Origin of the sequence: Bartonella sp. AA23NXGY (assembly GCF_042197165.1) — a bacterium.
GTDB lineage: Bacteria > Pseudomonadota > Alphaproteobacteria > Rhizobiales > Rhizobiaceae > Bartonella.
Map to the genome: position 1 here is coordinate 20887 of NZ_JBHIRO010000004.1, position 20743 is coordinate 41629.

Consider the following 20743-nt stretch of genomic DNA (forward strand, 5'->3'; position numbering starts at 1 on the left):
CGATCTTTTGACAGAAAGATTTGTTTAAGATGTTTGCATCTTTTTTAGTGGGTTGTTTATTGGGGAGCAATCATCTTTTTAGGATCAACTAATCGGTCATAATCCTCTACAAAAACACCTGCTTTTAATGCTTCGGTGCGCAAAGTTGTATCATTTTTATGCGCTGCTTTGGCAATTTCAGCAGCTTTTTCATAGCCAATTTCTGGTGCAAGAGCTGTGACTAACATGAGTGAGCGCTCCATGAGTGAGTGAATATGAACACGATTAGCTCGTAATCCTTGAATGCAATGCATATCAAAAGAACGCATGCAATCACCAAGAAGGGTAATTGATTGTAAAACGTTATAGCCAATAACAGGTTTATAAACGTTGAGTTCAAAATGTCCTTGGCTTGCGGCAAAGGTTACGCTGGTGTGATTACCAAAAACTTGGCATGCAACCATGGTTAAGGCTTCACATTGCGTGGGGTTGACTTTGCCGGGCATAATAGAAGAGCCTGGTTCATTTTCAGGAAGACTGAGTTCCCCTAAACCGGAACGTGGACCAGAGCCTAAAAACCGAATGTCATTGGCAATTTTAAACAGATCAGCAGCGAGAGCATTCAAGCTCCCGTGGAAATGCGCAAGGGCACCATGATGGGCAAGTGCTTCAAATTTATTGCTGGCAGTTTGGAACGTTATTTCTGTGAGAGTGCTCACTGTTTGCGCAAAAGCAACGTCAAAACCTTTTGGCGCATTCAGCCCTGTGCCAACAGCCGTACCACCTTGAGCAAGCATTTGGACATCGGTTAGAGCATTTTCAATACGCTGAAAATTGGCTTCTAATGCGGCACGATAGCCTGAAAATTCTTGCCCTAAGGTTAAAGGGGTTGCATCTTGCGTATGGGTGCGGCCGATTTTAATGATATCTGCAAATTCTTGCTCTTTTTGTTTTAATGTCGCAATAAGAGCTTCAAGGATTGGCAGTAAGTGTTGGCGTGTTTGCAACGTGGTGGCAATGTGAAGCGCCGTGGGAAAGGAATCGTTCGATGATTGGCTCATGTTGACATGGTCATTGGGATGAACTGGTTTTTTGCTTCCAAGTTTTCCTCCCAAAATCTTACTAGCACGATTAGCAATGACTTCATTGACATTCATATTGCTTTGTGTGCCAGAACCTGTTTGCCAGACGGACAGTGGAAAATGCGTATCAAAATCGCCAGCAAGCACTTCATCAGCGGCGGCAATAATTGCTTTTCCAATATTTTCTGGTAGTTTTCCTTTGCCCATATTTACAATCGCTGCTGCTTTTTTGACAAGGACTAAGGCATAGATGATGGCAAGAGGCTGCTTTTCACTGCCAATATTAAAATTATGCAGAGAACGTTCAGTTTGTGCGCCCCAATAACGATCTTGACGTACCGAAATCGTTCCAAAGCTATCCGTTTCCTGACGTGTTTCAACCATGATAAGATCCTTTTTTGTTCACGGGTTCTCAAAAAAGATAGATAACGCGAAAGTGCAATAAGAGGCAAGACTTTGAAGCTTCATTTAGAGAAATTATTTTTATGGCTATTCTTGACATTGAGAGATGCCGATTTTATATCTAACACATGCTAGCACTCGTAATTTGAGAGTGCTAGCAAGAACTTTTAAGATTAATTCAATTATGTTCAGTTTTAAGGATTTAAAACATGGCTAATATACAATTCCGCCCACTTCACGACCGTGTCGTTGTCCGTCGGGTTGAATCTGAAAATAAAACGGCTGGTGGGATTATCATCCCTGATACAGCAAAAGAAAAACCCCAAGAAGGCGAAGTGATTGCTGTTGGCAATGGCGCTCTCGATGATAACGGAAAGCGCGTGCCTTTAGAAGTCAAAACAGGAGACCGTATTTTGTTTGGAAAATGGTCTGGAACTGAAGTCAAGATTAATGGGGAAGACCTCCTCATCATGAAAGAATCTGACATTATGGGAATTATGGGCTAATTGAAGCACTTAGTTTTTCATTGTGTACTATTTTGAGAAAACTCCAAGGAGAAATTAAATGGCTGCTAAAGAAGTCAAATTTGGCCGTGAAGCGCGTGAGCGTTTGTTGCGCGGTGTCGACATCCTTGCTAATGCTGTTAAGGTGACACTCGGCCCTAAAGGTCGCAATGTGGTGATTGATAAATCATTCGGTGCGCCTCGTATCACAAAAGATGGTGTATCCGTTGCAAAGGAAATCGAACTGGAAGATAAGTTCGAAAATATGGGTGCACAAATGTTGCGCGAAGTTGCTTCTAAAACCAATGATATCGCTGGTGATGGAACAACAACAGCAACTGTTTTAGGACAAGCTATTGTGCAAGAAGGTGTTAAAGCTGTTGCTGCGGGCATGAACCCAATGGATCTTAAACGTGGGATTGATGCTGCTGTTGAAGAAGTGGTGGCAAACCTCTTCAAAAAAGCAAAAAAAATTCAAACTTCAGCAGAAATTGCACAGGTGGGAACAATTTCCGCTAATGGCGCTGCTGAAATCGGTAAAATGATCGCTGATGCTATGGAAAAAGTGGGCAATGAAGGCGTCATTACCGTGGAAGAAGCTAAAACCGCTGAAACGGAATTAGAAGTCGTTGAAGGAATGCAATTTGACCGTGGGTATCTTTCCCCTTATTTTGTCACAAATGCTGAGAAAATGGTCGCTGATCTTGATGATCCTTACATTCTCATTCACGAAAAGAAATTGTCTAATTTGCAATCTCTTCTTCCTGTGCTTGAAGCTGTTGTTCAGTCTGGAAAACCACTTCTCATTATCGCTGAAGATGTGGAAGGTGAAGCTTTGGCAACGCTCGTTGTCAACAAATTGCGTGGTGGTTTGAAAATTGCTGCTGTAAAAGCTCCTGGATTTGGTGACCGTCGTAAAGCAATGTTAGAGGATATCGCTATCTTGACATCCGGACAGGTTATTTCTGAAGATGTGGGCATTAAACTTGAAAATGTCACTTTGGATATGCTTGGACGTGCAAAGAAAGTGAATATTTCTAAAGAAAACACCACCATTATTGATGGTGCTGGACAAAAGGCTGAAATTACTGCTCGCGTCAATCAAATCAAGGCTCAGATTGAAGAAACAACTTCTGACTATGACCGTGAAAAATTGCAAGAAAGACTTGCTAAACTCGCTGGTGGTGTTGCTGTTATCCGTGTGGGTGGTGCAACAGAAGTTGAAGTGAAAGAAAAGAAAGACCGTGTTGATGATGCTTTGAATGCAACACGTGCTGCTGTTGAAGAAGGTATTGTTGCTGGAGGTGGTACCGCATTGTTGCGTGCAGCAAATGCGTTGACCGTTAAGGGAAGTAATCCTGACCAAGAAGCTGGTATTAGTATCGTTCGTCGTGCTCTACAAGCACCAGCGCGCCAGATTGCAAGCAATGCTGGTGAAGAAGCCGCTATTATTGTGGGCAAAGTGCTGGAAAATAATGCTGACACTTATGGTTACAATACCGCAACTGGTGAATTCGGTGATTTGATTGCTTTGGGAATTGTTGATCCTGTGAAAGTTGTGCGCTCTGCTCTTCAGAATGCGGCTTCAATTGCGAGCCTTCTGATCACAACAGAAGCAATGGTTGCTGAAGTTCCAAAGAAAGATACACCAATGCCTCCGATGCCTGCTGGCGGAATGGGTGGAATGGGCGGAATGGATTTCTAAGCTCTTATTCCATAGAAGTAATAAAGAAACGGGTCTTCTGTGCCCGTTTTTTTATGCTTTTTCATGTTTTCCAATCGGTGAATTTGGTGATTTGATTGCTTTCAAGAATTGTTGATCCCGTGAAAGTTTTTGCGTTCTGCTCTTCAGAATGCGGCTTCAATTGCGAGCCTTCTGATCATAACAGAAGCAATGGTTGCTGAAGTTCCAAAGAAAGATACACCAATGCCTCCGATGCCTGCTGGTGGAATGGGCGGAATGGATTTCTAAGCTCTTATTCCATAGAAGTAATAAAGAAACGGGCCTTCTGTGCCCGTTTTTTTTTATGCTTTTTCATGTTTTTCAACCGGTGAATTCGGTGATTTGATTGCTTTCAAGAATTGTTGATCCCGTGAAAGTTTTTGCGCTCTGCTCTTCAGAATGCGGCTTCAATTGCGAGCCTTCTGATCACAACAGAAGCAATGGTTGCTGAAGTTCCAAAGAAAGATACACCAATGCCTCCGATGCCTGCTGGCGGAATGGGTGGAATGGATTTCTAAGCTCTTATTCCTAGACGTAATAAAGAAACGGGTCTTCTGTGCCCGTTTTTTTTTATGCTTTTTCACGTTTCATACAGTTTTTCCTTTTATGACAGTTCCTTTATCTTATAGGATTGTTCTATTCTCCTCTGGTTGATCTACCGTTATTGTGAATGAATCTCACTCTTAATCCATAGCTTTTTCTCTTGTTTTTATGAAATGTTTCTATTGTGCGGGGATCGTGGTTTCCTTTGAAAATATTGTGCTAATAAAAATACAATTCTTTGATTTATAGTCAGTTATTCCTAATACAGTTCTGTTTTTTCATTTCAGGTTTATGCATGCATCGTTAAAAAATCCTGGGTTTGTGCTTCATAAGGTGAGAGGTCACTACGGTTTTTATGAACCAACGCAATCATTAAAAGTCAGTAGTTAAGAAGAGTCAGTAGTTAAGAGTTAGTACCTATTGAGCGTTGGAAAGACAGAATTGAAAAGAGCATGATGGGGCTGGTTTGTTTTTTATGAATAAGATGCTGGTATTTCAAGCTTTTGCATAGAGGAATAAGCATCTCTCTGTTTAGTTGATCTCTGAAATGGGGAGACTGCTCCATTTGAGAAGCTTAAAGATAAAAGCTAATTTTTCGCCTTGCTCTCATCTTTTCTTCGGTAAGCTCATCACCTAAATTGGAGCCAAACCCATGTTGTTATACTCAAGTTCTGTTTGTTGCCTATATTGTGACAGAAAATTCTTGAGTGGGGAGCAATTTTTGAACTAAGGGGACCATGACAGTTAGCCGAAAAAAATCATGACAAGACAGTAGGCGTGCTTGTGTTAGAATTTTTAATGCTTCTGATGATAAAGGCACGCGAAATTCTGTTGTAGCCTCATGCCTTCTTTTCATATTTTCGAGCCAAGGATTTTCCATATATTCTCTTCAACTTGACCTTTATGCATAGAACATAAGGGAATTGGGAGGGTGGAAATTGGGAGGGTGGAAATTGGGAGGCAGGGAATTGGGAGGGTGGAAATTGGGAGGCAGGGAATTGGAAGGCAGGGAATTGGGAGGCAGGGAATTGGAAGGCAGGGAATTGGGAGGGTGGAAATTGGGAGGCAGGGCATTGAGAGGCAGGGCATTGGGAAGGTGAGAGGAGCCGGCTTGCTTTTTTATTCAACGTAAAGATGAGAGGCTTTATGTAAGGCTACCATTACATTGCTTGTTTATGCACTTCTTTAAAAGAAATGTCTTTTAATACAAATTCTTGGCAATGCTATTTATGAAGAGTATAAAATCATTTGGATATCAATAGTTTATTAAAAAAATGTATGTTGGTATGATCCTTTTCTTATGTTACCAAAGTTGCTGACTTACGCGTTGGTTAAAAATCTCTCTTCATACCCCTAAATTCATTTCATGAAAGTGTTTGTGAAGAGTGTATAAAAATTTCTCGTGAGACATGAAAAATCATCAATAAAATCTCCATGTTTTCAAAAAATAACGAATGGCTTTTTATATTTAAAAGATTTAACACGTCTCACGTTTTTTATTTATTTTAGAGCTGAATATTCGATTTTTGTGTAAAAATACTTCCCAGCACATCTACGATCCGTGAAAAATCAAGTGCTAATAAGAAAATGATGAATATAATCCATTTCGTATAGCGTGACATCATTTTTACACTTTTATACGTTGTGATGATTTCTTGTAGGACTTCTTTTTCCTTTTCTGTAAGCTCTGTTTGTTTTTCCGTTTTTTTTCTAGCCATGTTTCCACCCACACATGTGTTCCCCTTGTTTGTTATGCTTTAAAATATCTCTTGCGAGATTTGAACTGATGATATTGAGATCTTTGTTGTCTAAATAAATGGGCATCCAACCAACGCAAGAAAAAGGCTCATTGATTGTTTTTATCGCGCAACCAGTGAGTAAGAGCAGCGCGTACATCAGCATCACTTTTTTGATTAATTTCATTTTCCACCTCTAGCCGTGTTGTTGATGACTTTAGCGTTTTTTCTATTTGCTTTTGTTGTTCAACCTTCTTTCCAAGAGTGAAAGCTTTTGCTAAAGCGATAAAAAAAGCGGTCAGAGCCGCTCCTGTTATCATCAGATTTTTTTTCAACCACCACATCATAAGCGCTGCTCCCGAAACCGTTTTGCCACAAAGAAAATGCCAACGCAGGCGGCTAAAACCATAATGGTTGCTAATGCCCATTGGATGGGACCATTGCCTGCCAATAAGCCCCCAAGTCCAGAAAAAGAACCAATAATCGGTGTAAGCGCTTCTGCTTTGAAAAATCCCATTGGAGCTTGCGTTTCTACAGTTTGGTAGTTGGGAGAAACATAAGCCCCTTTTGCCCATAATCCCGATTCTGCTGCACGACGGTGCACTAAACCGTGAAGACGTTTTCCTCCTGCTTTAGTCCACTTTTGTAACTCAGCAGGGACGGCTTCATATTCGCCATTATTGAGTTTTTTGAGCAGGGTCGAATTACAAAAAGCCGATGTTCCTATATTATAGCAAAACGATACGAGCGCGGCGAATTGTTCATCCGTTAAAGAAACCGTCACATGTTTTTCAACGGTATTTTCAAATTGTCTTAAATCTTGAGAAAGAACTTCTTCTGCTTGTTTTTCAGTAATGATCATGCCCTTGTGAACGAACGGTTTGCCAGCCGCGCTGGTATGACCATAGCCAATTGTCCACACCCCGATGGCATCTTTATAGGCTTGTAAACGCAATCCTTCCCATTGTTTAATGAGCGCAAGCCCTGCTGATGATATTTTTCTCATTTGCTTCTCCATAAAATAAAGCCTCACGTTAACGTGAGGCTGGTTGACAGATTAAAAATGAATTTTTCACGCTTCAAAAACAGAAGAGATGTGAAACTTTTATGAAATCAAAAGGTTGGTTATGACATCTTAGGGAATGGGGGAATGGTTGGTCAAAAGGGATAATAGTTGGGTAAGTGGAATAATGGCTGGGCAAGAGGAGTAATAGTTGGGCTGGTGTTTTCCGTTAAGAGAGGTTGTAGATTTTAAGAGCTTTTCCTGGTGTTTTTGATGGAGCCTTCTTGGGGTGCGGGAAGCTGTTGGGTTGATGCACGATAAGTGTTGGTCTATTGCGGTTGTTTGGTCGTATGGCATTGATGTGGGGGTGTTTGAGATACGAAGTGGATACTCTCAGAAAAAAAAGACATATGCTTTTACTGAAGACGAAAGCATTAAATATTTTATGTATCAAACGTTTTGCTTATCCAAAGAGTCTCATTGTTACACAGAGCTTTGGGTTAACAAGAGCTGTGGAATTTTGATACAATTTTAAGAGGGGCTGGTTTTTATAGGACAATGGTGCTTTTTCTTTAAGAGGAAAGTTGTTGGCTATTTTTGTTTTATGAACGCAAAAGCTGGTTTTCTTAGAGAAATCTTAGCCGTAAAGCAGCATCTCTTCGTTCTTTGATGAATAGGAATATGGAAAAGCCTCAATTACATCGTTAAAGATTTGTATTCAGTAATCCTTTTTTGGTGAGAGGAAATAGAAACAGTTTTTCCCTCTGTTGTTTTTAAGTTTTTTTCAAATCTCTCTCTCAGGGTTTCGCCTTTTTTGTTGACTGTTTCATGTTCAGCTTCCGGATGGACTTTTAAATATTGTTCTAGACGTCTTCTTCCTTGCGCATGTTTATAAAAAGTGGTTGGAAGATAGGAATCTAACTTTTCAGCAGATAAAGATGAGTTGGGTTCACATAATACACCCTTAACATTATCTTTGTGCAATCTTGCTAATTTATCAGATTCAAGATGAAGCTTTTTGGCAAGGCTTAAGCTGAACATCCCACATTCAGAAGAGCTTCGCTGAATATCCATTTCTGCCGTGGTAAAAGAATAAGGAGGCAGTTGAAGACATTGAAGGGTTTGATTTATTTTTATCCCTAGTTTGCAAGCTGTGATATTCTGAAATGTTGTAGGTTCAAGCATAATCAAAGAGATTTTGTCATCAACTTTTTGATAATCAAGGACGGCAAAGTGGATTTTGCTTCCCGAATTTACTATAAATCGGGCAGATTTTGCGTCGCTCTCAACGACTTCTTTTAGGGCGTGCGAAAACTCTTCTGCTGTAAGAGCCAATTTGAGATTCATTTCTGGATATTTGCTGTTTGCTTTTTCTACGAGAGCCGGCATCAATCTAATATCTGTGTTTTCATAATAAGCGTTAATCCAACGGCCGGTGACAAGATCATCTTCTAAGCCTGTAATAATATCTTTTAATTCGTCAGAACTCGGTGCAACATGTTCTTCTTCTGTTTGGATGGAACTTTGCATCAAACGTGCAATAAGGTCTTCTAAAGATTCATTTGCACCTGCTCCTTCTGGTGTTTGTGAGGAATGAGGGAGGGAAGAATCTTGTGGCTTCATAAGCTTAGCCTCTATATTGATGATCGATAAATGATATTATTTCTTCAATTCTGGCTAAACAATGTTTGCAGGAAAGATTTTTATCTAAAAAAAACAAAGAGATGAAATCATCTTTATTTTAAAAAATTTTTGTTACGAAAGACAAAATCCCCCGCTTTTCAGAGTCAAAGGTAAGGTATCTTTTTGTCTTTTAAGAGGTCACGTTGCTTACTGTTTGCATCTTTACCTCAAAAGAAGATTTGCTAACAGCAATTTATGCCTTACCGTAAAGCCGCAGAGCTTCATTCTTTGTGGATGTGGAATATGGCTATGGCCAAAACGCTTATTACATCATTAGAGATTTGTATTCTGTGGCTCTTTTTCTGTGTTGTGAAACGGAAACAGTTTTTCCCTCTGTTGCTACCAAGCTTCTCTCAAACCTCTCGTTTAGGGTTTCGCCTTTTTTGTTTACTTTCTCCTGTGCTGCTTCTGGATTGGCTTTTAGATATTCCCCAAGACGTCTTCTTCCTTGCACGTGTTTGTAAAAAGAGGTTGGAAGATATGTATCTAACTTTTCAGGAGATAGAGGTGTATCTGGTTCACATAATACACCCTTAACATTATCCTTATGCAGTCTTTCTAATTTTTGAGATTCGGTATGAAGCTTTTTAGCGAGCGCTAAGCTGAACATTCCACATTCAGAAGAGCTTCGCTGAATATCCATTTCTACCATGGCAAAAGAACAATTGGGCAACTCATGCGCTTTAAGAGCCAATTGTGTTCTTAATGCCAGCACTGCTGGTTTCATATTGTTGAGTGTTGTAGGTTCAAAAAATATCACGGAGGTTTTGTCATCGATGGTTTGATGATCAATCACTGAAAAATGGATTCCCCTGTCCTTTGTGTGAATGATAAATCTAGAAGATTGAACGCCGTTTTCGATGGCTTCTTTGAGTGCAAGGGCAAAGTCGTGAGATGACGCTGCCAATTGAAGACGCATGTCGGGATATTTACGATTTGCCTGATCGACCAAGGCTGGCATTAGTTTAAGGTCTGTACTTGCATAATCAGCTGTAAACCAACGACCCATTAAGATGTCATCTTCTAAACGGGCAACAATATCTTTTAATTCCGCACGATTGAATGGGATATTTCTTCCTTTTTCGCTACTGGGTTGTTCTAAATGTGCAGTAAGAGTGTCTAACGATGCATTTGCACTTGCTCCTTCTGGTGTTTGTGAGGAATGAGGGAGGGAAGAATCTTGTGGCTTCATACTATTAGCCTCCATATTGATAATCGATAGGTGATATTATCTTCTTCAATTCTGGCTAAACAATGTTTGCAGGAAAGATTTTTATCTAAAAAAAACAAAGAGATGAAATCATCTTTATTTTAAAAAATTTTTGTTACGAAAGACAAAATCCCCCGCTTTTCAGAGTCAAAGGTAAGGTATCTTTTTGTCTTTTAAGAGGTCACGTTGCTTACTGTTTGCATCTTTACCTCAAAAGAAGATTTGCTAACAGCAATTTATGCCTTACCGTAAAGCCGCAGAGCTTCATTCTTTGTGGATGTGGAATATGGCTATGGCCAAAACGCTTATTACATCATTAGAGATTTGTATTCTGTGGCTCTTTTTCTGTGTTGTGAAACGGAAACAGTTTTTCCCTCTGTTGCTACCAAGCTTCTCTCAAACCTCTCGTTTAGGGTTTCGCCTTTTTTGTTTACTTTCTCCTGTGCTGCTTCTGGATTGGCTTTTAGATATTCCCCAAGACGTCTTCTTCCTTGCACGTGTTTGTATAAACGAGCTGGAAGATATGGATCTAATTTTTCAGCAGGTAAAGGCGTGTCTGGTTCACATAACACACCCTTAATATTATCTTTGTGTAGTCTTTCTAATTTTTGAGCTTCGAGATAAAGCTTTTTGGCAAGGCTTAAGCTGAACATCCCACATTCAGAGGAGCTTCGTTGAATATCCATTTCTACCATGGCAAAATGAATATTCGGAAATTGGTGATGTTCAATGGATTGTCGCGTTCTTAATGCAAGTAATGCGGGAAGCGTGTCACGCAGTAAGGTCGGTTCAAAAAAGATCAAAGATGTTTTATTATCAATGGTTTGATGATCGACAACCGCAAAATGAATTCCCCTATCTTGTGCGTTAACGATCAGCCTAGAAGATTTTATGCCCTTTTCGAGCGTTTCTTTGAGTGCAAGGGCAAAGCCGTCAGGGGGGCTTGTAAGTTTGAGATTCATCTCTGGATATTTACGATTTGCTTGATCGACCAAGGCTGGCATCATGTACAGATCTAAAATATCATAATAATTTTTGATCCAACTGCCATCGGCATTATGCTTTTCTAAACCGGCAATAATATCTTTTAATTCTGCACGATTAAAAGGGGTGTTTTTTATTTTTTCAATGTTAAGCCGTTCTAAATGTGCAGTAAGAGTGTCTAATGATGCATTTGCATGCGCCCCTTCAGGTGCACTTGCACCTTCTGGGGTTTGTGAGGAATGTGGTGGGGGAGAATCTTGTGGCTTCATAATCTTAGCCTCTATGTTGATGATCGATAAGTGATATTATCTTCTTCAATTCTGGCTAAACAATGTTTTGAAAAACAAGCCTTTGCATCTTGAAAGGTGAGGCGATGAGAGCATAATAATGCCGTTTTCATATTTTTATGCGTGTAGTGCTCATCATTGCTGTGATGTATGATATTGGTATTTTATGGGGGGATTATTAGGGCGTTCTATTGGGAGCCCTTATTGAATACCACTTGTTTTGAAAATCTCAAAATTATGGGGCTGTTGGTGATGCAAATTGTGTAATGCAAAAGAAAACAGTCAGAAAAGGACGAAAGATACCTTCAAACCGTAAAGTTTTAAACATTGTCGCGAAACACACTGTTTTATAACAGTCTATAATAATGCGAAAATTTTACGGTGAAATCTGGACGCAGAAAACCCCTTACCGCGTCTACCATTAAATACGATTTTTCATATTCTGTCAACCGCAAAACGATTATTTTTCCTCCTTTATCGCGGGAAAAATCTACAGAAAAAAGCTCATTCATTAGCTATGCAGCAAAATATCTTGTTTTAATGGAAAAGTTTTTGATGTGGCAAAAAACATTTTCTCCTTTGAGAAAGGCGTGGACAAGATGAAGGGAGAATTGTGGTTTTGAAATCCGTGGTATTTTATTGATGGAATTAGGAAGGCGGTGGTTGGAAGGTGTTGCGGGGCAAAGCTTTAGGTGTTGGCGATTTGTGGGGGTGATTGGGGCTGTGCTGGCTGTCGTATTAGTGGTGGTGTGATAGGTGTGGAGGGTTATCGGTGCAGTTGTTGATGAGGGAGGAGATTGTTGGTAGGGGCTTTTTCTTTCGTTTAAGGGATGATGCTTTTAATTGTGTCAAAAATCAACGGGTTATTTTAATGATAAGCTATTGATTTATAGTGGATATTTTATCATTATTTATCTTGAATGAGAAAACCAGATTATGCTGAAATAAAAGCCATAGTTTTTGTCCGTCATAAGATCAGAAGAGCCATATAGAATTGTACAAGAAAAGACGTAAAATGACGATAATGAATTGTCTGAAGAGCTAAGGATGTTGCGATATTGGGTGAATTGTATGATGAGGGTGGTTTGTTACAATGGGGGTAGAGGGAAGAATGTTGCTGTTTTTTAAAGAGGGGGCAATATTTATCCTGTCCATGCCGTGAAATATTGTCCTTTGAGGCATGGATTAAGTGAGGCACTGGTAGGTATAAGGTTAAGTCTCTTTGACAGTTGAAGTATTTTTTTAAAGGGTGTGGTGGATATTTTTAAGCTTGTTTGTTGTGCGCTTTAAGCTTGTCAATCCCATGAAATTCTATGAAAGGGCATGCTCAGAGGTTCTCAAGTGTCATTTGCCAAAGGGGGACTTTATAAAGGCGCTGGTTATAAAGAGGCATGTTATAAAAGAAGGGGGAGAATCTTTATCCTGTGAGGGGGAGGAAATGATGGGTGTTTTAGCCAAGGCTCTTTTGGGTAGAACTGTCAAAATGTTTATAAAGGGCATCAAGAATAATACGCAACGAACCAACAAGATTAGGCAGCGGTTGATCTTCTATAACAAGATAGTGTAATGCCGCATGGAAGTTGTGTTGACGATGTAGATATTGTGCTTCTTTAATCGCTTCTTGCATAGCTTCATAGTGTTCCGTTGCTCTTTGGACCCATTGCTTTTTTGCTTTCTCATCTGATGCGCTGTGCGTAAAACCATCATAATAACCGTTTGGTAAACCTTTTGCACATAAATAGTCGTTTCTAATTTGCAAGTATTGTTGCGCCGTGTCATATTGCTCTTTACTGATGCCTGATGAAGCCTCTTTATAGCCAAGCAAACAAAGACGCCCAATATAGGTTCCGACAAGCGGATTTTTCGCTTCTTCGAAGCTTAAACCAAAGTGTTTTGCACGCATTTCAATCGCAGATTGAAGCGCAGATTCGCTGGAATTTTGGGCACGTGAAATACAGCTATTGGGCTCTCGCTTTCCTGTTATTTTCGATCTACCGCGTTTTTTACGTATTTTCATGAACTTAACCATTTGAATGAAAAAGAAACTGTCTGTTGATGGGGGACAGTGATGTAAAAAGCACTTGGCGCAAATATTGGGGGGAGCAAATACTTAAGAGGGGGAAAATACTTAAAAAGAGGAAAATACTTAAAAGGAGGAAAATACTGGGGGGGAGTGAGCAAATACTGGGAAATATCAGCCGTTGCAGATCAAAAAACAAACGATACTAAAGGCGTTTTAAATGCAAAGAAAAGCAACGGTGTGGGGCGAAAAAATCATCTTTAAGGTGGTTTCTTACCTTTTTTATCTTATCCCTATCAGTCTTATCTTCCGCCCCTGTCATGCTTATTTTTTTATTGCTAGCGGATTATTTGCTTTTTAAATATTTCTTAACTGTTCTTGAGAGATTGAAGGAAAATTTTTGTCAAATGTGAATGAAAAAATAACAATGGATTTCAAGGGCATGTCATCGTCTTTCTAATGGGAAGTTTTTTTTAATGGGATTATTTGTCTCTTTTTTCACGAGCGCTTTGTGGAAATTTTTCAATTCCACTTTTGAAAGGTCATTGTTTTCTTAAGTTGGAAGCTTTTTATTTGGGTTCTCTTATTTTTTTGTTGTTGGGCGCTTTCCCAAGATATTTGATATACATCACGCTGTTAAGCATACTTTTATCCTTTATAGGAGATATATTGTCTTCTGTTGAGTGGCAGAGAGCGGCAAAAAGCAAACCTCCGCATTCTATTATAATAGCATAAGATGCCCTATATTTTCAAATAAAATATCGTTTATCGGCTTAAAATAAACTGTGAATGATCTCGCTATTTTGTTTGGTGTATCCTTTGTAAGTATCCTTTATAGAGTATAAGTTTTCCGTTTTAATGGATCTCATCATAAGACGAGGGGATGTCGTTTAAAGGACGGAATGCATTATCGAAAGAGGCTGTTTTTATAAGAAGAAAATGCCTTTATAAAAATGCCTTTATAAGAAGATGCTTTTATAAGAAATGCCTTGATGAATGTAGGGGCTATACAAATGTGGGGGCTGTGAGATATTTCATCTTTAATGAAGAATTTTTAAAATGAAGCCTTTTTGATTAAGAAGCTTTCAAATGAGGATTAAGGTTGTTTGTCGCACGTTTTTCATACTGGATAATCGATTGCTTGTTTGACTTTGTTTTGTGTTGCTTTTTAAAGAGCCATGTCTTAGGGCTCTCTTTTGCCCATTTTTCAAGGGTGCTCATGAAGGGTATAACGATAAAGTCCCCAATGAAATCCATATAAAGTTTGAATAATATAAAATCTATTGCACACTTCCATTTTTACGCTTGTGAAGAAGAAAGTCTATAGCATCACACATTTTGCCAGTTCTCATTGTTGGACAGCCCTTGGCATTTGAGGCGCTTCCTTAGAGGCATTTATCATCCTTTCTTAATGTTTTACTCTATATGGCTCTTTCTGCTTGTAACGCACAAGAGACATGGTTTGGGTTGATTTAATATGGAATAGGTTTGGAATAAGACAATCCTACGGTATTTAGGGTTCTCATTTAATATGAAAAACAATAAATTGTTATAAATCAGTGTATTGTTTGTAAACTTTACACATCAGATATTTCTTAGATTGAATATTTTTGCTTGTTGAGTTTTGTGAAACATTGTCTTTTGAAGTGTGGGTAATAGATAAGAGGATACAATGGCATTTGTGCTTGTAAGGTTTAGGGATTGTATGTTGTCACGTATGAGAAATTTTAAAAATAGACTTAAAGGGGCTTATAGCGCGTGTTTCATGGTGAAAAGAGTGCTAGATAAACCGGTTTTGCTGGTTGCATGTTCTCAAAGAGTGAGTGGGCATGTTAGAAGTGAGAAAATATCCGTATGATCGAAGATAAATCACAACACCAATCTGCCCATAAGGGAAATACGGCTTTTGCGTCACAGCCCGTGTTAAATCAGTGTGCGGTTTTCAAAAAATGGACGGCTCTCTCAAGAAAAGATTACGTCATCATTTTGTGTTTGGCTATCCTCTTGTTGGTGCTTTTTGCCGCGACTGTCTATATGAATCCTTTGGAGTTTTTTCACTTTATATCCAAAGAACAGTTTCAAGCACTGGGACAAATGGAACAAGGAGATCTTCGAAAAATGATTAAGGAGATCTTGAAACAGCCTTTTGAAAATAATCCTGCAATCGTGTTTTTGCGTGACGCGGGATGGAATAGTGTTTGGGCTTTTTTATGTCTCTTGCCGCAAATGATTTTTGGTGTTCTTGTGGTGTTCTTTCCACTCTTTTTTGTCTTTAACGCTATCTCTAAACGGGAGGTGAAGGAAATGATGAAGCTGTGGGATACATTGCCAGAGCTGCAACAGCTAGACAACCAATTTCTCAACAGAACACAATAGGAAAATAAGTGGCTGCTTCTTTTATAAGTACTTTTGTAATTTTGACTACAGTATGGTGGAGTACTGTCATGTTTCTCGGGGAGATCATGATACTTTTTTCTACTCTGATGACAATCTTGGTACTTTATTATTCTTTGATAAAACGGACAATATTGTTGTGTGGGATGCGGCGGAAATTAAAAAAGGGTGCATTACAGAATTTGGGGCATAATCAGAAAGTCAGCATAGGACAAAATACAGTTTGTGCAATAAAGTTCAGCCCCCTTTCTTTTCAAGAATCTTTGGAACTTTCAAGAAAAGATTATTGTATCATCTTTTTTCTAGCTTTCATTGTGATTGTGGTTTTCGCAGTTTTGCTCGCTTTTTTTGCTTTTTTTCCAAAATCTGTGATTTTTTTACACAATTATATGCCTCTATTGTTTAAGGTTGGCGTTTTTGGCATGCAGCTGCTGTTTTGGTTTTGTGCGTGTATTGTTGTCGCTTTACCTGTCATTTTAATCTTCCATAGTCTCCTTCATTATGGCGTGAAAAAAACAATAAAGAAATTAGAAATGGTTGCTTGAGAAGAGAATAAAAATGATGATTTCACATCAATGCGATAGGGGAAACACGTGACTATTGTTATAAAATTTTTGGCTTTTTTAGGGTTCACCATCATTGCCATTGTAATGTTTATGGTTATGATCCGGCTTCCTTACCGGTTGATCAAGCATATGAGGTTATCTTTTAAACTCTCTCAAGACTTGAAAAAGAGTACAACGCAAAAAAAGCAAGCCATACAACAATTGCGCAATGATCTGGGAGAAATGAAAAGACACAATCTCGCCCATAAGACCCTTGATGCGACAATGCGCTTTCTTAACTTCAAAGAATTTCTGCCTCTTTCTTCAAAAGAATGTAAAATAATCTTTTTTATCTTTATCCTCTTTACTGTTTTGCAATCTGCTTTCTTTGTCGCAAATTTGGTATGGTGGAAGAGCGATATGGTCGGCGTTATCATGCAGCTGTTGAGCATTCTATGGTTTGGGCTTCTTCTCTTTTTTCCGATCATTGGGATCATGTGTATAAAATTAACGAGAAAATTGAACAAAAAACTTCAACAATTGAAAGAAGCAATACAACAACGCGATCAGGCAATTCGTATGAAGAATGGGCGTGGAGGATAAAATGACCAGTAGTCTTATAACATTAATGGCCTTTTCTTTCCTGTTCTTTATGGTCTTAAATGTTTTATTGTGGGTGCCAATCGTTGTCATTTATTACCTGTTTATCAAGCGTGCGCGGTTGTATTGCCGCGTGAAAAAGGAACTGAAATGCGTGCTGAATGAACGCGATATCGCCTTAAAACAGATCTCTCAAAAATAAAAAACAGCTTTCTCTTGTTTGGCAAGACTATAAAAAAATATGCTATCTTTCTACGGTCATAGTGACAGCTCCAACGGTTATAACTGTTGTCGTTAAGATATGGAGAGGGCAGGACTTTGTTTCTTTTGTCGTATTCGAGCCATTGGCATGGATGTTTGCCTGTACTTTTTTATTCTTACCGATTGTTTTTATTATGCGCGTTATCGTGACACGTCAGTTGAACAAAATGATACGGCAATTAGAAGAAGAGGTTGAGCAGAAAGGAGCTCCCGTCATATTATACGATGTGAGTGAAGGAAAAGTGAGTGAGGGAAAAGTGAGCGAGGGGAAAATGAGCGAGGGGAAAATGAGCGAGGGGAAAATGAGCGAGGGGAAAATGAGCGAGGGGAAAATGAGCGAGGGGAAAAAGTGAAGAGAGGCTTTCGTTGAGCCTTGCTTTTGACTTGTTCATTAAGGAGCATGGGGTGCACTTCTCGTTTTATGCCTTTTTATATTTGTGTCGTGTTTTTTTAAAGAATTGAGGCTCTTACTTGAGTAAGATCCTTGCTTGAGTGCTGAGGGGAAAGTGAAGAGAGGCCGCTCTTGGACTTTACTTGCTGTTTCTGTTCTCTTAAAGAGAGAAAATCTTGTAACTTATTTTCTTTTTATCAAGCATAAAAATGTGTTTTACCAAGCGATATTGAGAGCGAAAAATCTATACTTAAAGCAAAAGATATTCTGGTGTTTGGGGAAAAAAAGCCCATTTTCTTGCAGTTGGAGAGGCAAGACGCATAGAGAAGGTGAGCCAAAAGCACACGTTTTGCTCCATAGAAAGTGTAACAGTGCTTTTAAAGAGCTTGGGGTGGAGGGGGAAAATTGAAAGAAAAGAGGGACATCTATTTATTTACGAGACCGTGAAGGACAGTTTCTCATCTCTGGATGAAAAAGGTTTTGTGCAATTTGGTTATGGAATTGTGAGAGACGCTGGTATTCATGCGGCGGCTTGCCAAATGATTAATCCTTATCATTTTGGGGCTTTATCATTTTGGGGGGGCCAGATTGACAACGAGGCATTGAGGCAAAGGGGTGGATTTTAAGGCAAAGGGATTGGAAATTTTTTGAGGAAGAGGTAAGCGTAAGGCATTTATGCTGTGTACTTGAGGAAGTTTTTGATGAGGGCAATGAATGAGGTTGATCTGGGACTGAGGTTGATCTTGGCCGCGTGCTTGGCTTTCAAGATGGGGGCACCACCTTGGGAAAAGGAGGGGGGTGGCTTGTAAGCGCCTCACGTATAGTGCTTCATGTATAAGCGCGTATAGGGCAAATAAACAAAATACGTAGAGGGGATTTATAGTACTTGCATTACTCTGAGAAGGGTGCTAAGCGAATTTACCGCGCTGGTGGCGTGCTATCAAATATTGAAGAGTGGGAATTTTAGAAGTGGGGGAGTATCCGTATGATCGAAGATAAATCACAACACCAATCTGCCCATAAGGGAGATAAGGCTTTTGTATCGCAGCCAGTGTTGGATCAATCGGCAACTTTCAAAAAATGGATGATGCTTTCAACAGGCGATTATATCATCATTTGTTGTTTGGCTATCCTCTTGTTGGTGCTTTTTTCCGCGTCTGCCTATATGAGCCCTTTGGAATTTTTTCACGTTATATCCAAGGAACAGTTCCAAGCACTGGGAAAAATGAAACAAGAAAGTTTTCAGGAAAGTCTTAAACACCCATTCCAAAATCCTATAATTCAGCATGTTCTTGATGCGGGGTGGAATAGTGTTTGGGCTTTTTTATGTCTCTTGCCGCAAATAATTTTTGGCGTTCTTTTTGGGTTGTTTCCGCTCTTTTTTGTCTTTAACGCCGTATTTAAACGGGATGTGAAGGAAATGATGCTACAATGGGAAAACTTACCAGAGCAGAAACAGCTAGACAACCAATCTCTTAACAGAAGACAATAGGGGGAAAAGTGAGCGCTTCTTTAATCATTGGAATGTTGATTGCCGTAGGGACGGTAATTTTTATTTGTTCTGCAATTTTTATGGTATTCCTTTCTACCGTGGTGACAATCGTTGCACTTTATTATTCTTTGATAAAACGGACAATCTTGTTATTGGTGACGCAGCGAAAATTAAAAAAGGGTGCAGCGCAGAATTTGAGGCATAATCAGGCAGAGGGTAGGGGACAGAATACAGTTCTTGCAACACAGTTGCGTGCCTTTTCTTTTCAAGAATCTTTGCTTCTCTCAAAAAAAGATTATTTTATGATCTTTTCTATCGCCTTCGTTATGGTTGCACTTAGCACAGGTGTTGTCGTTTTTTCAGCTTTTCTTCCAAAATCTGCGGTTTTTTTGCACAATTACGTGCCTATGATAGTGCTTCACATTATTGATTTTGTCATGCGACTGCTGTTTTGGGTCTGGACATGTATTGTTGTTTCTTTACCTGTCATTTTAATTCTCCATAGTCTCCTTCAGTATGGCGTGCAAGAAACAGTAAAGGAATTAGAAACATTTGCTTGAGCAGAGGATAAAAATGATGATTTCACATCAATGCGATAGGGAAAAAAAGGGAGCATTATGATGCAGCATTTGGTTTTTTTAGGGTTCATTATCATTGCCATTTTAATGGTTATGGTTATGGTCAGGTTTCCTTACCTGTTGATCAAATATATCAGGTTATCTTTTAAACTCGCTCAAGGCTTGAAAAAGAGTACGACGCAACAAAAGCAAGCCATACAACAATTGCGCAATGATCGGGGAGAAATGAAAAGACACAATCTCGCCCATAAGACCCTTGATGCGAAAATGCGCTTTCTTAACTTCAAAGAATCTCTGCCTTTTTATTCAAAAGAATGTAAAATAATCTTTTTTATCCTTATTCTCTTTTCTGTTTTGCAATCTGCTTTCTCTATCGCAAATTTTGTATGGTGGAAAAATGATAATGTTGCCTTTATCATGCAGCTGTTGAGCCTTATATGGTTAGGGGTTCTTCTCTTTTTTCCGATCATTGGGATCATGTGTATAAAATTAACGAGAAAATTGAACAAAATACTTCAACAATTGGAAGAAGCGATACAACAACGCGATCAGGCAATGCGTATGCAGAATGTGGAAGGGGGACAAAATGACGAGTAGTCTTATAACATTAATAGCCATTTCTTTCCTGTTCTTTACGCTCTTAGGTGTTTTAATGTGGGCGCCAATCGTTGTCATTTATTACCTGTTTATCAAGCGTGCGCGGCTTTATTGTCGCGTGAAAAAGGAACTGAAATGCGTGCTGAATGAACGCGATATTGCCTTAAAACAGAACTCCCCAAAATAAAAAGCAGCAGAATGTTTGATAAAAAGCAGCTTTCTCTTGTTTGGCAAGACTATAAAAAAATATTCTATCTTTCTACGGTCATGGCGACTGCTCCAATAGTTATAACTGTTGTCGTTAAGATATGGAGAGGGCAGGACTTTGTTTCTCTTGTCGTATTCGAGCCACTAGCATGGATGCTTGCCTGTACTTTTTTATTCTTACCGATTGTTTTTATTATGCGTTTTATCGTGACCCGTCAGTTGAACAAAATGATACGGCAATTAGAAGAAGAGGTTGAGCAGAAAGGAGCTCCCGTCATATTATACGATGTGAGCGAGGGGAAAGTGAGCGAGGGAAAAGTGAGCGAAGGGAAAATGAGCGAGGGAAAGTGAGCGAGGGGAAAGTGAGCGAGGGGAAAATGAGCGAGGGAAAGTGAGCGAGGGGAAAGTGAGCGAAGGGAAAGTGAGCGAGGGGAAAATGAGCGAGGGGAAAGTGAGAGAGGGGAAAATGAGCGAGGGGAAAGTGAGAGAGGGAAAGTGAGCGAGAGGAAAGTGAGCAAGGGGA

Annotated in this window: 23 protein-coding genes and 1 pseudogene; 14 read left to right on the forward strand and 10 right to left on the reverse strand. The window is 39.4% G+C overall.

What is annotated here, in order from left to right; genetic code table 11:
- Nucleotides 1-56 precede the first annotated feature (56 nt).
- Nucleotides 57-1445 carry a class II fumarate hydratase gene (gene fumC / locus ACFINY_RS03095; RefSeq protein ID WP_375611602.1) on the reverse strand — a complete coding sequence of 463 codons (1389 nt, stop codon included), beginning with the start codon at nt 1443-1445 and terminating at the stop codon, nt 57-59.
- Between the two features lie 227 nt (nt 1446-1672).
- On the opposite strand from fumC, the gene groES reads away from it, so the two are divergent.
- From groES to groEL, 4 genes and pseudogenes are all read left to right on the forward strand, one after another.
- Nucleotides 1673-1969 (forward strand): co-chaperone GroES, encoded by a 297-nt coding sequence (gene groES / locus ACFINY_RS03100; protein ID WP_005774667.1) that lies wholly within the window; start codon nt 1673-1675, stop codon nt 1967-1969.
- 58 nt (nt 1970-2027) lie between these two features.
- Entirely contained in the window at nt 2028-3671 is a 1644-nt protein-coding gene (gene groL, locus ACFINY_RS03105; protein WP_375606493.1) for a chaperonin GroEL, read from the forward strand.
- 129 nt (nt 3672-3800) lie between these two features.
- Nucleotides 3801-3938, forward strand: a complete 138-nt coding sequence (locus tag ACFINY_RS03110; protein ID WP_375650197.1) for a hypothetical protein — start codon at nt 3801-3803, stop codon at nt 3936-3938.
- A 72-nt stretch (nt 3939-4010) separates the two neighbouring features.
- A pseudogene (gene groEL / locus ACFINY_RS03115) lies at nt 4011-4207 on the forward strand (chaperonin GroEL); the annotation flags it as partial.
- A 707-nt stretch (nt 4208-4914) separates the two neighbouring features.
- Here the strand turns inward: groEL and ACFINY_RS03120 are convergent.
- Nucleotides 4915-5112, reverse strand: coding sequence for a hypothetical protein (locus ACFINY_RS03120; RefSeq protein ID WP_375638307.1), 198 nt, complete (start codon nt 5110-5112; stop codon nt 4915-4917).
- A gap of 58 nt (nt 5113-5170) precedes the next feature.
- Between ACFINY_RS03120 and ACFINY_RS03125 the strand changes: the two genes are divergently transcribed.
- Nucleotides 5171-5332 (forward strand): hypothetical protein, encoded by a 162-nt coding sequence (locus ACFINY_RS03125; protein WP_375700812.1) that lies wholly within the window; start codon nt 5171-5173, stop codon nt 5330-5332.
- Between the two features lie 405 nt (nt 5333-5737).
- On the opposite strand, the gene ACFINY_RS03130 is transcribed toward ACFINY_RS03125, so the two are convergent.
- The 8 genes from ACFINY_RS03130 to ACFINY_RS03165 all read right to left on the reverse strand — a co-directional run bounded on the left by ACFINY_RS03130 (nt 5738) and on the right by ACFINY_RS03165 (nt 13152).
- Nucleotides 5738-5950 carry a hypothetical protein gene (locus tag ACFINY_RS03130; RefSeq protein WP_375610233.1) on the reverse strand — a complete coding sequence of 71 codons (213 nt, stop codon included), beginning with the start codon at nt 5948-5950 and terminating at the stop codon, nt 5738-5740.
- Nucleotides 5943-6155, reverse strand: a complete 213-nt coding sequence (locus ACFINY_RS03135; RefSeq protein WP_375627760.1) for a hypothetical protein — start codon at nt 6153-6155, stop codon at nt 5943-5945. Before ACFINY_RS03135 ends, ACFINY_RS03130 begins: the two co-directional genes overlap by 8 nt.
- Entirely contained in the window at nt 6079-6315 is a 237-nt protein-coding gene (locus ACFINY_RS03140) for a hypothetical protein (RefSeq protein ID WP_273790902.1), read from the reverse strand. The genes ACFINY_RS03135 and ACFINY_RS03140 overlap by 77 nt, the downstream gene beginning before the upstream one ends.
- A complete protein-coding gene (locus ACFINY_RS03145) occupies nt 6312-6974 on the reverse strand; it encodes a lysozyme (protein ID WP_375611604.1) in 663 nt (220 codons plus the stop codon). Before ACFINY_RS03145 ends, ACFINY_RS03140 begins: the two co-directional genes overlap by 4 nt.
- Before the next feature lie 693 nt (nt 6975-7667).
- Nucleotides 7668-8594: a YopJ/AvrA family T3SS effector serine/threonine acetyltransferase gene (locus ACFINY_RS03150; protein ID WP_375611605.1), complete on the reverse strand. Its 927-nt coding sequence runs from the start codon at nt 8592-8594 to the stop codon at nt 7668-7670.
- A 325-nt stretch (nt 8595-8919) separates the two neighbouring features.
- Entirely contained in the window at nt 8920-9846 is a 927-nt protein-coding gene (locus ACFINY_RS03155; RefSeq protein WP_375700813.1) for a YopJ/AvrA family T3SS effector serine/threonine acetyltransferase, read from the reverse strand.
- Nucleotides 9847-10172: 326 nt separating this feature from the next.
- Entirely contained in the window at nt 10173-11117 is a 945-nt protein-coding gene (locus tag ACFINY_RS03160) for a YopJ/AvrA family T3SS effector serine/threonine acetyltransferase (protein ID WP_375700814.1), read from the reverse strand.
- Between the two features lie 1468 nt (nt 11118-12585).
- Nucleotides 12586-13152 (reverse strand): hypothetical protein, encoded by a 567-nt coding sequence (locus ACFINY_RS03165; protein WP_375633370.1) that lies wholly within the window; start codon nt 13150-13152, stop codon nt 12586-12588.
- Nucleotides 13153-15009: 1857 nt separating this feature from the next.
- On the opposite strand from ACFINY_RS03165, the gene ACFINY_RS03170 reads away from it, so the two are divergent.
- The 9 genes from ACFINY_RS03170 (at nt 15010) to ACFINY_RS03210 (ending at nt 20571) form a co-directional block, all read left to right on the forward strand.
- Nucleotides 15010-15531 (forward strand): hypothetical protein, encoded by a 522-nt coding sequence (locus tag ACFINY_RS03170; protein ID WP_375700815.1) that lies wholly within the window; start codon nt 15010-15012, stop codon nt 15529-15531.
- A gap of 8 nt (nt 15532-15539) precedes the next feature.
- Nucleotides 15540-16094, forward strand: a complete 555-nt coding sequence (locus tag ACFINY_RS03175) for a hypothetical protein (protein ID WP_375621574.1) — start codon at nt 15540-15542, stop codon at nt 16092-16094.
- Between the two features lie 48 nt (nt 16095-16142).
- Nucleotides 16143-16697 carry a hypothetical protein gene (locus ACFINY_RS03180; RefSeq protein WP_375700816.1) on the forward strand — a complete coding sequence of 185 codons (555 nt, stop codon included), beginning with the start codon at nt 16143-16145 and terminating at the stop codon, nt 16695-16697.
- Nucleotides 16698-16957: 260 nt separating this feature from the next.
- Nucleotides 16958-17308: a hypothetical protein gene (locus tag ACFINY_RS03185; RefSeq protein WP_375700817.1), complete on the forward strand. Its 351-nt coding sequence runs from the start codon at nt 16958-16960 to the stop codon at nt 17306-17308.
- 409 nt (nt 17309-17717) lie between these two features.
- Nucleotides 17718-17972: a hypothetical protein gene (locus ACFINY_RS03190; protein ID WP_375700818.1), complete on the forward strand. Its 255-nt coding sequence runs from the start codon at nt 17718-17720 to the stop codon at nt 17970-17972.
- Nucleotides 17973-18331: 359 nt separating this feature from the next.
- Nucleotides 18332-18838: a hypothetical protein gene (locus ACFINY_RS03195; RefSeq protein ID WP_375611613.1), complete on the forward strand. Its 507-nt coding sequence runs from the start codon at nt 18332-18334 to the stop codon at nt 18836-18838.
- Between the two features lie 8 nt (nt 18839-18846).
- On the forward strand, nt 18847-19398 hold the full coding sequence (locus ACFINY_RS03200; protein WP_375611614.1) for a hypothetical protein: 552 nt from the start codon (nt 18847-18849) through the stop codon (nt 19396-19398).
- Nucleotides 19399-19455: 57 nt separating this feature from the next.
- Entirely contained in the window at nt 19456-20013 is a 558-nt protein-coding gene (locus ACFINY_RS03205) for a hypothetical protein (protein WP_375627748.1), read from the forward strand.
- A gap of 198 nt (nt 20014-20211) precedes the next feature.
- Nucleotides 20212-20571, forward strand: a complete 360-nt coding sequence (locus ACFINY_RS03210) for a hypothetical protein (protein WP_375700819.1) — start codon at nt 20212-20214, stop codon at nt 20569-20571.
- Nucleotides 20572-20743 lie beyond the last annotated feature (172 nt).